Source organism: Advenella sp. EE-W14 (assembly GCF_012923605.1).
GTDB lineage: Bacteria > Pseudomonadota > Gammaproteobacteria > Burkholderiales > Burkholderiaceae_B > Advenella > Advenella alkanexedens.
Map to the genome: position 1 here is coordinate 216,478 of NZ_JAAVNG010000009.1, position 14,116 is coordinate 230,593.

12 protein-coding genes are annotated in these 14,116 nt (G+C 47.6%); 4 read left to right on the forward strand and 8 right to left on the reverse strand.

What is annotated here, in order from left to right; translation table 11 throughout:
- Positions 1–82 precede the first annotated feature (82 nt).
- Positions 83–667, forward strand: coding sequence for a chorismate lyase (locus HCX92_RS08325; RefSeq protein ID WP_169294485.1), 585 nt, complete (start codon positions 83–85; stop codon positions 665–667).
- A gap of 36 nt (positions 668–703) precedes the next feature.
- Here HCX92_RS08325 and HCX92_RS08330 read toward each other — a convergent pair whose 3' ends face one another.
- Complete coding sequence (locus HCX92_RS08330; RefSeq protein WP_169294486.1) at positions 704–1,042, reverse strand: P-II family nitrogen regulator; 339 nt, start codon at positions 1,040–1,042, stop codon at positions 704–706.
- A gap of 64 nt (positions 1,043–1,106) precedes the next feature.
- Positions 1,107–2,777, reverse strand: a complete 1,671-nt coding sequence (locus HCX92_RS08335; RefSeq protein ID WP_169294487.1) for an NAD+ synthase — start codon at positions 2,775–2,777, stop codon at positions 1,107–1,109.
- A 131-nt stretch (positions 2,778–2,908) separates the two neighbouring features.
- Here HCX92_RS08335 and argH point away from each other — a divergent pair, with 131 nt between their 5' ends.
- Positions 2,909–4,324 carry an argininosuccinate lyase gene (gene argH, locus HCX92_RS08340; RefSeq protein WP_169294488.1) on the forward strand — a complete coding sequence of 472 codons (1,416 nt, stop codon included), beginning with the start codon at positions 2,909–2,911 and terminating at the stop codon, positions 4,322–4,324.
- Between the two features lie 62 nt (positions 4,325–4,386).
- Here argH and recX read toward each other — a convergent pair whose 3' ends face one another.
- Together recX and recA are read right to left on the reverse strand one after the other, a co-directional pair.
- Positions 4,387–5,082, reverse strand: coding sequence for a recombination regulator RecX (recX, locus tag HCX92_RS08345; protein WP_169294489.1), 696 nt, complete (start codon positions 5,080–5,082; stop codon positions 4,387–4,389).
- Between the two features lie 86 nt (positions 5,083–5,168).
- On the reverse strand, positions 5,169–6,233 hold the full coding sequence (gene recA / locus HCX92_RS08350) for a recombinase RecA (protein WP_169294490.1): 1,065 nt from the start codon (positions 6,231–6,233) through the stop codon (positions 5,169–5,171).
- Between the two features lie 354 nt (positions 6,234–6,587).
- Here recA and HCX92_RS08355 point away from each other — a divergent pair, with 354 nt between their 5' ends.
- The gene (locus tag HCX92_RS08355) at positions 6,588–7,496 is read left to right on the forward strand and encodes a recombination-associated protein RdgC (RefSeq protein ID WP_169294491.1); all 909 of its coding nucleotides are present in this window, start codon (positions 6,588–6,590) and stop codon (positions 7,494–7,496) included.
- 4 nt (positions 7,497–7,500) lie between these two features.
- Here the strand turns inward: HCX92_RS08355 and HCX92_RS08360 are convergent, their stop codons facing one another.
- The 4 genes from HCX92_RS08360 to HCX92_RS08375 all read right to left on the reverse strand — a co-directional run bounded on the left by HCX92_RS08360 (position 7,501) and on the right by HCX92_RS08375 (position 12,408).
- Positions 7,501–8,010 (reverse strand): hypothetical protein, encoded by a 510-nt coding sequence (locus tag HCX92_RS08360; protein WP_169294492.1) that lies wholly within the window; start codon positions 8,008–8,010, stop codon positions 7,501–7,503.
- A gap of 131 nt (positions 8,011–8,141) precedes the next feature.
- Positions 8,142–9,374 (reverse strand): serine/threonine transporter SstT, encoded by a 1,233-nt coding sequence (gene sstT, locus HCX92_RS08365; protein WP_169294493.1) that lies wholly within the window; start codon positions 9,372–9,374, stop codon positions 8,142–8,144.
- Between the two features lie 177 nt (positions 9,375–9,551).
- Positions 9,552–11,825: a nitric-oxide reductase large subunit gene (locus HCX92_RS08370; RefSeq protein ID WP_169294494.1), complete on the reverse strand. Its 2,274-nt coding sequence runs from the start codon at positions 11,823–11,825 to the stop codon at positions 9,552–9,554.
- Between the two features lie 70 nt (positions 11,826–11,895).
- Complete coding sequence (locus HCX92_RS08375) at positions 11,896–12,408, reverse strand: hemerythrin domain-containing protein (RefSeq protein ID WP_246587386.1); 513 nt, start codon at positions 12,406–12,408, stop codon at positions 11,896–11,898.
- Positions 12,409–12,559: 151 nt separating this feature from the next.
- Here HCX92_RS08375 and norR point away from each other — a divergent pair, with 151 nt between their 5' ends.
- Positions 12,560–14,101, forward strand: coding sequence for a nitric oxide reductase transcriptional regulator NorR (norR, locus tag HCX92_RS08380; RefSeq protein ID WP_169294495.1), 1,542 nt, complete (start codon positions 12,560–12,562; stop codon positions 14,099–14,101).
- Positions 14,102–14,116: the final 15 nt, after the last annotated feature.

Sequence of the window (14,116 nt, forward strand, 5' to 3'; positions counted from 1 at the left end):
TTCTCAATTTTTTTAGCATTTCAACTCAATGCTGAGTGAATTATTGATATATTCCATTTATAAAAAATGAACAATTGTAGTAATGAACACTTATACAGATACTCCCAACTGGTTATCCGCTCCCCCTCCAAAACTTGAAGGCTTGCAAAAGCAATGGTTGTTTCGACCGGGCGCACTCACAGGCGGTTTGCGACAACTTGGCATTGTTGAGATAAGGATATTGAAAGAATGCATACAAAGCCTGCCCTATGATGAGGCAGGCACGTGCAGGCAGTTTGCATCCAGTCCTGTATGGGTCCGTGAAATTATAATGTCCATCAATGGCATTCCGGCTGTTGCCGCACGCAGTCTGACTCCATTAAAAGCCTCGCATGGCGTTTGGCAAGGCATCAGGAAATTAAGAACCCGTCCTTTGGCGGACATTCTTTACACTGATCGGGCCATCGTACGGTCAAACTTTGAATGCGGGCTTGTTAAAAGAACCATGCCCATTTACAACACGCTGGCCAAGGTTTTACATCCTGTACCAGCCAGACCAACACTTGCCAGACGGTCTACATTCTGGAAAAACGGGCAGCCTCTATTGGTAACCGAGTGTTTTTTACCTGCATTCTGGAATGAAATCATTCCTGCTGCAAGTCAAAACAAAAAACAGAATGTAGCATAAAAATGCCTGGGCTTGAATACCAGGCCATTATATTTTCTAGAGTGCCTGGTCATCCAGTTCGCCCGTACGAATCCGGACTGCTTTTTCAATATGAGTGACAAAAATTTTGCCATCTCCAATTTTTCCTGTGCGGGCCGCTTTTACGATGGCCTCAAGAGCCGCGTCAACCTGACTGTCGGGGATGGCCAGTTCGATTCTCACCTTGGGTAAAAAATCTACAACATACTCTGCACCCCGATAAAGCTCAGTGTGTCCCTTCTGGCGACCAAAGCCCTTGACTTCAGTTACCGTCAGGCCACTCACCCCAATTTCAGCCAAGGCTTCGCGTACTTCATCGAGTTTAAAAGGTTTGATTATTGCAGTTACTAATTTCACCTTGTCTGTCCTTTTATCATGTTCATTATTTTGAATTTTAACCTGAGCAGGTTATTTGAGGATGCTAGAAACGATATCCATTGGTAATTGGATAGCGCCAGTCACGTCCAAATGCCCTTCTCGTTAATTTCGGGCCAGGTGCACCCTGGCGACGTTTGTATTCATTGATTTTCAATAGACGGGCCACTTTCTCAACCTCTTCACGGACATAGCCGGCCGCAATAATTTCTTCTGACGCCTGGTCTTGTTCCATCATGCGTTCAATGATGCCGTCCAGGATATCGTACTCGGGCAAACTGTCCTGATCGGTTTGATCGGGCCTAAGCTCTGCTGATGGAGGACGGGTGATAATTCTTTCAGGAATGACTGAAGTAATAGTGTTACGCCATTGGGCAAGGCGGTAAACCCAGGTTTTGGGCAAGTCTTTAAGCATGGCGAAACCACCCACCATATCCCCGTACAAGGTACAGTAGCCGGTTGCCAGTTCGGATTTGTTGCCAGTGGTTAAAACTACCGAACCAAACTTGTTGGAAAGTGCCATTAACAGGGTGCCACGAATACGTGCCTGCAAATTTTCTTCCGTTGTATCAACAGGAAGACTGTTGAAAATGGGCGACAAGGCGTTCAGGTAAGCCTCAAACATGCTGGCAATGGCAATTTCATGGTAACTAACACCCAATCGCTGTGCCATGTCCTGGGAATCAGTCACTGAAATATCTGCCGTATATTCTGACGGCATCATGACCGCCTGCACATTTTGGGCGCCAATGGCATCGACAGCAACAGCAAGCACCACGGCTGAATCAATGCCGCCTGACAAACCCAGCAAGGCTTTTTTAAAAAAGTTCTTGCCAAGGTAGTCTTGCGTGGCTAGCACCAATGCGCGCCAGATCTCGGACTCCAGAGGTTCATCATTGTTTTTGAGCAAGCTATTGAATGGCAGGCTATTGTCCACTTGGGCCAGTGGCAAGGCTTGTGCTGCCGTTAATTGTTTTTCTTTTAATTCCACAATACCCAGAGTCTGGACAAAAGTATTCAGTTCCTGAACAAGCTGGCCCTGTGCATCGAGCACAAAAGAGTTACCATCAAAAACCAGCTCGTCCTGTCCACCTACCATATTGCAATAAACAACAGACATACCATGTTCACAGATATTTCCCTGCATGACTTCAATACGCAGATCATCTTTATTCATGGTGTAAGGTGATGCATTCAACACCAGCAATGTTTGGGCACCGGCCTGGGCAGCCTGTTGGGGCACGGTAGGCAACCAGGTATCTTCACAAATAGCCACGCCAAAACAATGGCCCTTAAGCGTAAAAACAAAAGGTTCTGTGCCGGCAGTAAAGTAACGCTTTTCATCAAAGACGGAATAATTGGGTAATTCCTGCTTGAAATAAACCCCTTCTACCTTGCCGTTAACCACCAGCGAAGCACAATTATGTATGCCTTTGGGGGTTTTGAAAACATGCCCTATTAATATATGCAGATTGGTAAAGCCTGCCAGATTGGCACATAATTTCTCGAACTCGGAAGCCTGCGCATGGATGAATTCGGGTCGCAGCAGCAAATCTTCAGGTTGATAGCCCACCAGCGCCAGTTCAGGCAAAACAAGGATATCCACACCATGCTCATGAGCCTTTTGTGCCGCCTGCACGATAAGCGCCGCATTGTCTGCAAAACGCCCCACCGTTGCATTAATTTGAGCCAAACCGATTAAAATAGGTGCTTCCATGATAGAAAAATCAAATATCCATTAAACTTTTAATTAAAACACAGTTGTGCTTTCTCAACGAATAAAATACTTATAATTAGTATAAATTTCTTCTTCCAATTTTTTACTTTTTTTCATACTCCCGCATAATTATGACCAACAATACATCTTCGCAAAATCAATTTGACAACAAGGCACAGGCCTGGTCTGCCCGTTTCAGCGAACCGGTCTCCGATCTGGTCAAACGCTATACCGCTTCGGTTGATTTTGACAAACGGCTGGCACGCTTTGATATTCAGGGTTCCTTGGCCCACGCTGATATGCTGGCTCATGTTGGGGTCATTTCTGCTCAAGATCTTGCCGATATTCAAAAAGGCATGCAGCAAATCCTGACTGAAATTGAACAGGGCCAGTTCGAGTGGTTGCTTGATCTTGAGGATGTTCACCTGAATATTGAAAAACGTCTGGTTGAATTGATCGGAGATGCGGGTAAGCGCCTGCATACAGGACGCTCACGAAACGACCAGGTAGCCACCGATATTCGCTTATGGCTGCGTGAGGAAATTGATATTTCCAGCCAGTTGCTGGTGCAACTGCGCCAGGCACTGGCAACCGTTGCGCTAGAGCACCACGATACGATCATGCCCGGCTTTACCCACCTTCAGGTTGCCCAACCCGTTACTTTCGGCCATCATCTGCTGGCCTACGCCGAAATGTTTGCCCGCGATGCCCAGCGCCTGCAAGACTGCCGCAAGCGGGTCAATCAACTGCCCTTGGGCGCTGCTGCCCTGGCTGGCACCTCTTACCCGATTGACCGCGAACGCGTGGCAAATACCCTGCAGTTTGAGGGCGTATGCCGCAACTCGCTTGATGCGGTTTCCGATCGTGACTTTGCCATCGAGTTTTGCGCCGTTGTTTCATTAGTGATGACCCATATTTCACGCCTGTCAGAAGAATTGATTCTGTGGATGAGTCCCCGTGTCGGCTTTATTGAACTGGCAGACCGTTTCTGCACAGGCAGTTCCATCATGCCACAAAAGAAAAACCCCGATGTACCCGAACTGGCCCGAGGCAAAACCGGACGTGTCAACGGCAATCTGATTGGCTTGCTAACCCTGATGAAAGGCCAGCCCCTGGCCTACAACAAAGATAATCAGGAAGACAAGGAAGGCCTGTTTGATTCGGCCGATACCTTACGGGACACACTGACCATTTTTGCTGACATGGTGGGTGGCATCAAGGTCAAGCCTGAAAACATGCGTGCCGCTGCCCTGCAGGGTTTTTCCACAGCGACCGATCTGGCTGACTACCTGGTTAAAAAAGGCCTGCCTTTCAGGGATGCCCATGAAACTGTTGCACTGGCCGTCAGAAAATGTGAAGAGTCCGGTTGTGACCTGGCTGACTTAAGCCTTGAGCAATTGCAGGAATTCAATGCCAGCATTGAAGAGGATGTGTTTGAAGTGTTAACGCTGGAAGGTTCCGTATCTTCACGCAATCATATTGGTGGAACAGCACCGGCAAGGGTTAAAGAGGAAGCCGAGCGTATTCTGGCAGAAACCCGCAACTGATGGCTGAACGACAAATGTTCCGGAAGAAAAGGCCTTAGCGTTTCAATGGCTTATTGGCGAGATTAATCCTCAAAATAATCTCCATCCACTATCTTCCGCACCACATCAGAACTAAACCCCCGGGACAGTAAAAAGCGCATTTGTCGTGCGTATTCCTGGGGGGTTTCATATTTTACTCCCCGAAACTTCTTGAGCCAGACTTCGTAAGCACGTTGTTGCTCGGTTTGTTCCAGTTCTTCTTTGATGTTGGAAATATCTTCAGCATTAAGTTTATGCTGTTTTAATTCCTGAAGGATTTTTGCCGTTCCCCATTTTGATGATTTCTGCTGTGCAAATACTTGGGTAAACCGTTGGTTGGATTGCCAGTTTTCTTTTTTCAGTCGTTCCAATACCTGCTCAACTTCTTCAGGGGATGCTGCATGGGGAAGCAGTTTTCGGCCTAATTCAAGCTCTGAATGTTCGCGATGGGAAAGCAGATTGACTGCCCTTGCCAGCAAAGAGAGGCCCGTTTTTTTATTGGCGGCCTGGGTGGCTTTTTTTGTTTTTTGCAAGTCAGAAGTTCGTACTGTTTCCTGACTATTGTTGTGTGGTGGCTGGCTGTTCTTACGGGTAAACAGCCCCTTACCTTGGAAAGAGTCACCTGAACGCCCTGCCTTGGCAGCGCTTGATGCTTCAGGCACAGGCGGTGACTTTGAAACACGAACCGTTTCAAAGTCATCGTTATCATCATCTAAATCATTAAAGTAATGGCGATTCATTTGATATGCATTCCCACGCGGGAGCGTGGGAATGAGAGCCTAAGAGCGTAAGATTGAGTAAACGAGTACGCATTCGATACGAGCCATTATTCGATTTCAGCCTCATCGTCGGTGGGCGCTACGGATTGTGCCTGGGAAATAATGCCCAGGTTTTCACGGATCCTGTTTTCAATTTCAAAGGCAAGGTCGGGATTTTCTTTAAGGTACTCACGAACATTGTCTTTGCCTTGGCCAATTTTAGTGCCATTGTAGCTGTACCAGGCACCGGCTTTGTCCACAATACCGGCCTGAACGCCCAGATCAATAATTTCACCCTGACGGGAAATGCCTGCCCCATACATGATGTCGAATTCGGCCTGTTTGAAAGGCGGAGAAACCTTGTTTTTAACCACTTTGACCCGGGTTTCATTACCAATGATTTCATCGCCTTTCTTGATGGAACCAATACGACGGATATCCAGGCGAACGGAGGCATAGAATTTGAGGGCATTACCACCTGTGGTGGTTTCCGGGCTGCCAAACATGACGCCGATTTTCATGCGAATCTGGTTAATAAAGATAACCATGCAATTGGTGCGTTTGATGGAGGCCGTTAATTTACGCAAGGCCTGGCTCATTAAGCGGGCTTGCAGGCCTGGCAGGCTGTCGCCCATATCGCCTTCAATTTCGGCGCGAGGCGTTAAGGCCGCCACCGAGTCGATAACGATCAGATCGACCGAACCGGAGCGCACCAGGGCATCGGTGATTTCAAGCGCCTGTTCACCGGTATCTGGCTGGGAGATCAGCAAATCGCTTAGGTTAACACCCAATTTTGCAGCATACTGGACATCCAGGGCATGTTCGGCATCAACAAAAGCGCAGGTGCCGCCCAATTTTTGCATTTCAGCAATAACTTGCAGGGTAAGCGTTGTTTTACCGGAAGATTCGGGGCCGTAAATCTCAATAACACGGCCGCGTGGCAAACCTCCAACACCCAGTGCAATATCCAGGCCAAGGGAACCAGTGGAAACGACCTGGATATCGTGCGCCACCTCGTTGTCGCCATAGCGCATGACAGAGCCTTTGCCAAACTGTTTTTCTATTTGAGACAAGGCGGCCGCCAGGGCCTTCGCGCGTTCTGCTGATGCTGTTTTGGATTGTTTGTCGTCCATGGAGGGTCCTTAATTGGGTGACTTCAAAATAAACTCAATTGGATATTATCGCATTAAATTATACTGTATGCATAGACAGTAGTGATAATATTTGCATAATTTCACCAAACAGTAAATATTAACCTGTTTATCCTGGCAATTCAGGACATTGTCAGATGATATCTTTATAGTTAGGAAATGGGAATAAACTGCCTGGTCAAATTTCAAGCACCTATTTGTCAACAGTTTTTTTCTCATCGCTGTGCAACGCCCCGCAACTTTTGCGTTGTACACGTTCCCGTATTTTCCTGCCAGCAACCCTGGCAGGTTTTTTTTGCCTTCATACGTTAAAATCGATACTTTTGGCAGAAAAATATGTGGTTCAAAAACCTGAAAGTCTTTCGTTTATCGCCCGCTTGGCAACTTTCTGTCCAGGATCTCGAGGCCAAGCTCGAGAAACAGCTTTTTCAGCCCGGCAACCGGTCGGACATGCAGAACATGGGCTGGGTTTCACCCGGTAATAATGGTGCCCTGGTACATGCGTTAAACGGTCAGTACCTGTTGGCACTGCGCGTTGAAAAAAAATTGCTGCCAGCAACCGTCATTAATCAGTTCACCAAGGAAAAAGCCCAGGAAATTGAAGAGCAGCAAGGCTACCGCCCGGGGCGCAAACAGCTTAAAGAAATCAAGGAACAGGTTACCGAAGAGTTGTTGCCCAAGGCCTTTAGTATTTTTCGTGACACCAAAGTATGGATAGACACCCGAAACCATTGGTTAATTATTGACGCTGCCGCGGCAGCCAAATCCGATGAGGTCATTGGCATGCTGGCAAAAGTACTGGACCCCTTACCGGTTCAAAGTCTGTTCACCGAACTGTCCCCATCTGCCGCCATGACCGAGTGGCTGCTCCAGGATGAAGCCCCTGCAAACTTTAGCATTGACCAGGATGTCGAGTTGCGCTCCAGTGCCGAAAACCGTGCCACCGTCCGCTATGTGCGCCAGACGCCTGAAAAAGAAGATGTCACCAAACACATAGAGGCAGGCAAACAATGCACTCGCCTGGCGCTTACCTGGGCAGACAGAGTGTCATTTATCCTGAACGAATCACTGGATATCAAACGCGTCGCACCACTGGATATCCTGACGGAAGGCAGCGATTTTTCCAATATGGATGATGCCGAGCGCTTTGATGCCGACATGACATTGATGTGTGCCGAACTGGCAAATTTACTGGATGACCTGGTGGGTGCACTGGGTGGCGAAAAAAAAGCCGGCCCGCAATAAGTCGCTACTTCAGGGTTAAAGTGATAGTATAGGGAACTGCCTGCGCTGTATTTTCAAGCGCAGCTTTTTCCTGTTGGATTTCCATACTTTCCTTGAACATGACCCGCAGCTCATAAAGCCCTTCAACAGGAATAATAAAGTCGGCATCCCGCTCCAGCACTTTGGTCTCTGGGCCGAATAAAACAATATCCAGAAAATCATCTCCTTTGAGACTGACCCGCAATGTCTGGTCTTGCGTGGCCCTGAACTGATAAGCCGAGTACCCTGCCCCCATAATATAACCGGTATAAACCATGGCAGGTTCTTCATCAGAAAAACTAACGTTTTGGGTCATATTGGTCAATGAATTGATGATGGCTTCATTGCGTTTCTTAGACGTCAGTTCGATTTCCTGCTGCATTTTCACAGCCTCAGAAGCATAATGCGTTTCCAGTTTGCCAACGACCACCACCGAGGCAACAGTAAAAACAATAATAATTCCTATAAGAACTTTGGAAAACGTTGAAAAATGCATATAAGTGCTTTTAAGTAATACGTACGGGGTACGCCACCTTTTTAAAGTGGCAAGGGCAAAAGTCTACATCAATATATCGCCCCTGAACAGTTCCCCGCTTGAAAATACGCATTCCCGGTAAATTCAGCCAGTTATCTTAACGGGTCTTTGGATAACATGGCCGCTGCCGTGAACAGCACGTCCGTAGATGAGTTAAGGGCTGTTTCAGTTGAATCTTGCAATACCCCTATTACAAAACCCACCCCCACCACCTGAATGGCGACATCATTGGGAATGCCAAACAGACTACAGGCCATCGGGATGAGTAACAAGGAACCTCCCGCCACACCTGACGCACCACATGCCGAAAGGGTAGAAACAATGCTTAACAATACAATCGTTGGAAAATCAACACTGATATTCAGGGTATTTACCGCAGCCAGAGTCAGTACTGTAATAGTAACGGCAGCCCCCGCCATATTAATGGTTGCCCCCAGGGGAATCGAAACCGAATAGGTTTCCTTATCCAGGCCAAGCTTTTCACACAGAGCCATATTAACCGGGATATTGGCGGCCGAGCTGCGGGTAAAGAAGGCCGTAATACCGCTTTCACGCAAGCACTGGAACACCAAAGGATATGGGTTGCGCCTGAGTTTGAGGAAAACAATGACCGGGTTAACCACCAAAGCCACAAACAGCATCGATCCAAGCAATACCAGTAATAGATGAGCATAACGAAGCAATTCGCCGGCACCTGATTCAACAATCGTGGTGGCCACAAGACCGAAGATACCCAACGGAGCCAAACGAATGATTATTCGAACCACGGCGGTTATCGCATTGGAAAAATCAGTAATGAAAATCTTGGTACTGTCACTGGCATGACGCAGAACCATACCAAATGCAATAGACCAGGCCAGGATGCCAATATAGTTTGCTTCCAGCAAAGCCTGCACAGGATTGGTCGCAATACTTAACGCCAGATTCCTAAGTACTTCAAGTACATTACCGGGCGGATTTAACTGGGCCGACTCAACCTGCAAATTAAGCACGGAAGGAAAGGCCAGACTGGCAATCACCGCCACCAAGGCAGAAAGAAAGGTTCCCAGCACATACAGTAGCAGCACTGGCTTGATTTGGATTTCCGCACCTTTCCGATGACCCGAAATGGCAGCCATAATCAGTATAAAAACCAGGATGGGTGCAATCGATTTAAGCAAATTGATAAACAGGGTTCCCAAAATACTTATTGAAGGAACGGCCGAAGGCCAGATGATAGCAAGTAGAATACCCGCCACCAGACCAATAACAATCTGAAGCACCAGACTGCCATTTTTTATAAAATTCAAGATGGGGTTCCCCGTTGGCTGACCTGCCAGCTCCATGATTCAGTCCCTATAAAAAACAAAATTAAAAATAAACCCGATTAAATTCAAAAACAATGCAATCGGAAAACGCGTAAATCTAACATATTTTTATTATTCCTTGAATAATATATGAATAATAATGGCCCGATCCCCAGGGATCAGGCCATTCATCAAATCACGTTAACTATTAATAATTTAAGCAGCGTAAGCCTTTTGGGCTTGCACTTGGCCGGATTTGCCGGTAACACCAATAAATACCTGCCACGCAACGGCCAGGGCACCTATGATGAACACAACGTCACTAAAGGTACGGATCCAGCGCAAGGTTTCAAGAATACCCTGCTGCAGGAAGGCTTCACCGCGAGCATACCACATACCTTCGCTCAGGCTGGCATGGAACTGAATAAGCCCCACTGGCAACAAACTGGTTACGATCATGCCCACCAGGCCCAGGTTCAGGCACCAGAAAGCGGTTTTCATCAAACTGGCACTAAACACCATGTTTGGACGGATATAACGCAGGACCAGTAAAACAAAGCCAAGCGCCAGGAATCCATACACACCGAACAGTGCTGCATGAGAGTGAACGGCCGTTGTATTCAGACCCTGGATGTAATACAAGGCAATAGGTGGGTTAACCATAAAACCGAACACACCTGCACCCAGCATATTCCAGAAAGCAACGGCAATGAAGAAGACCAATGGCCAGTGGAGGTTTTCCATCCATGGGGCCAAGGATTTCAGTCTCCAGTTTTCCCAGGCTTCGTAACCCAGAACCACCAAAGGAACGACTTCAAGTGCACTGAAAGAAGCACCAACAGCCATGACAGGAGTGGTTGTACCCGCAAAATACATGTGGTGGAAAGTACCGGGAACTCCACCCAGCATGAACAATGAAGCAGAAGCCAGGCTGGCAGCAGTTGCCATGCGTTTTGAAACCAGGCCCATGGAAGAGAAAATAAAAGCCAGGGCTGTGGTGGCGAACACTTCAAAGAAGCCTTCAACCCACAGGTGAACCACCCACCAACGCCAGTATTCCATGACGGTGATATGAGAGCGCTCGCCATAGAACAGGCCGGCGGCATAGAACAAACCAATACAAATACATGATGCGGTAAACAGGATCAACAGGTGCTTGTCACCTTTTTGTTTAAGCGCACCGACTATGCCATTCAGCATCAGGACCAGCCAGAAAGCCACACCGATGAATTTTACGATTTGCCAGAAACGGCCCAGTTCAAGGTATTCATAACCCTGGTGACCAAACCAGAAGTTCAGTTCACGCGGCATAATATTGGAAATAGCCAGGTAGTTGCCAATAAAAGAACCCACAACCAGCACAATCAGGGCCCAGAAAAGAATGTCAACACCCAGTTTTTGGTATTTGGGATCTTTTCCACCGTTAATGATAGGAGCAAGGAACAGGCCGGCAGCCAGGAATCCGGTTGCAATCCAGAATAGCGCGCTTTGCAAGTGCCAGGTTCTTAGCAGTGAATACGGAAACCATTTTGAAAGCTCAATACCATAGAACGTTTGACCTTCTACCGTATAGTGGGCAACGGCACCGCCCATAAATACCTGGAAGACAAACAGAGCCACAACCAGAACACAATACTTGCCCAAAGCTTTTTGTGATGGCGTCAGAACCAGTCTTGTAATGGGGTCACGGTCAGGTGCTTTATGTTCCTCATGATCCTCTTTGCGCAGGAAGGCCCATCCCCATACCAGGAAACCGACACCGGCAATCAAGACCACCACACTAATAATGGACCAGATGATGTTTTCAGCGGTTGGCACATTATCAATCAAAGGCTCATGCGGCCAGTTGTTGGTATAAGTGGCATTATTGTAATCAGGACGCTCGGTTGATGCGGTCCATGCTGTCCAGAAAAAGAACTTGGCCAGATCAAAACGATCCTCTTCGCCAGGCAATGTATTGGTTTTCATGGCAAAGCTTTCACGAGAGCCATCCAGTGCCGGATCATCACCAAACAGGGCCACATAATAGTTGGCCGTGTCTTTCATGGCGGCAAGACGACGATCGGACACGGTCACTTCATCTTTTTCAAGATCATAGGTGTTGGTACGATACTCAGCTTTAAGCTTGACCTTCAGAACCGCTTTTTGTTCTTCTGACGTTTGCTCATAGGGAATACCGTATTCGTCCAGAGAAGCCAGATTCAGCCAGGCCATCAATTCGCGATGCAGCCAGTCTGAAGTCCAGTCGGGTGCCTGTAATGCACCGTGACCATAAATAGACCCCACCTGCATACCACCTGCATGTTGCCAGGCATTCTGGCCATCAAGAATATCTTCCTTGGTGAACAGAACATCACCGGAAGCCGTCACAACCTTTCCGGGAATAGGGGGTGCATTGCGATATACCTCGACACCGAAATATCCCAGAATACTGAACGTTACCGCAAGAATCGCGATTAACATCCACCATAATTTTTTATAACTACCCATTTTAATTCCTTAAATTAACTGTATTGGCCTTATGTTTCATCAATAGCCAGCATCAGCCAGAAATTCGCTTTTATTTAAACAAGACTTCATTTTCAAGTGCTAGATGTAATCGCAGATCTTCAATAAACTCCCCTATTCCAGAATATAATTTTTCCCATGAACCACAGGCGCTATCCGGCAACAACAGGTTCCCGGTTAACGCCAGTAAGCTGTCAATTCCCTCTTCGTGCTGTTCATGCTCAAGTAACATGACCGAGATCGGTACTCTCGCCATTTCCTTCATCCCCCTGCCCAACATGGGAAACAAAACGTTTTCCTCTTTCAACATATGACTGTCCAGTTCCTGCCATATGCCCGCCAGAACATCGGACAGCCCTGTCGGGCATGCCGGATCATTTTCATGGACCATTTCTATTTTTTTAGACAGCTCGATCAATGCGGGCAATTGAGCTCGATGCTTATCGTGAAAATTGATTTGAATGTAAGAAATCAATACATCCGGCTGATCACTGCCCAGTTTCAATACCTTGAGAATAGAAGGCACCTGATCCGATTCCATTTCGCTTTTTAGTAAGGCACTCATCGTGCAGACTCCTGTCGCAATTACACACGGAGCATTAAGCAATATTCATGCCATTATTTTTTTCAACGAAATATCAATAAGTTGAAAAATTGATGGTATATAATACCCTTCTCAATTAGGGTAAAATTAACCATGAAAGGTAAAAAATACCATGCTATATAGTGTCCTTGCCGATATGAACGATGAATTGCCCGGCGCATTAAGGCTTGAAAAACTGGTTCAAACCATCAAAACCCAGTTTAATTGCGGTGCAGTTGGGCTTTTGGCCATTGATGATGATGCCCTCAAACTGGTTTCTGCCAAGGGTCTGGTTCATGAAGCACTGGGTCGCCGCTTCAAAATTGCAGAACACCCCCGCTTTGCCGCCATTTTGTCCAGGCGCGAACCCATTTTGTTCGATCCTCACACGCCTTTGCCCGACCCTTATGATGGCCTGCTGGATGACCGGGCCGGTGAACCCCTTCTGGTCCATGATTGCCTGGGCATGAGCCTGCATGTGGAAGGCAAACCATGGGGTGCCATCACCCTGGATGCCATAGAAGACACTTTTACCGAAGAATCCATGGATATTCTTGCCCGCCATGCCGTGCTGATTCAAACCTGCATCCGTATGACGCAACTTGAAAAAGACAATAAAAGCCTGCGCCAACTCAGCATGACTTCCGGTCAAAATACCGTCATTAAGGTCGAACAGGAAATCATTGGGCAAAGCGACCCTATCCGCAAATTGATGCAGGAACTCAATGTCATTGCCGATGCCAACCTGCCGGTTTTGTTGTTGGGTGAAACCGGTGTGGGCAAAGACCTGTTTGCCCAACATATCCACCGTCATTCAAAACGTAACAACAAGCCCATGATTCATGTCAACTGCGCTGCCCTGCCCGAGAACCTGGCGGAAAGTGAATTGTTCGGGCATGTAAAAGGTGCTTTCTCAGGTGCGGAAACAGAGCGCCCCGGTCGCTTTGAAGCCGCCCATGGTGGTACAATTTTCCTGGATGAAGTGGGTGAGTTATCCCTGAATATTCAGGCCAAGCTGTTACGCACCCTGCAAAATGGCGAGATCCAGCGCCTGGGCGCTGACAAATCGAAAAAAGTGGATGTAAGAATTATTGCCGCCACCAACCGTGACCTCAAGGCCAGCACAATGGATGGCAGCTTCAGAATAGACTTGTATCACCGTCTGTCGGTTTATCCTATTCATATCCCCCCCTTGCGTGAGCGAGGCAAGGACATCCTGATGCTGGCCGGCTATTTTCTGGAGTTCAACCGGGCCCGGCTGGGTCTGCGCGGCATTCGGCTTACCAAAGAGGCCGAACAGGCATTAATGTCCTATGATTGGCCCGGTAATGTCAGGGAGCTTGAACACATCATCAGCCGGGCAGCGATTAAAATGCTGGGAAGCGGTGCCTCGCGCAATAGCATTTTAAGCATCGAGCCCCAGTACCTGGACATCGTTAATCATCAGCCGATCATATTCAATCAGGCGGAAATACAATCCACCTCTTTCATATCACCACCTGCCAGTCGCACACCGGCCGTACAGCCCATGAATGAAGCGCTCAGAATTTTTCAGCAGGACCTTATTCAGGCAGCCCTGGCGCAAAGCGGACAAAACTGGGCCAATGCGGCACGTTTGCTCGACATGGATGCCAGCAACCTGCATAAGCTGGCCAAACGGTTGGGAATGAAGTAAGTGAAACCTCAAACC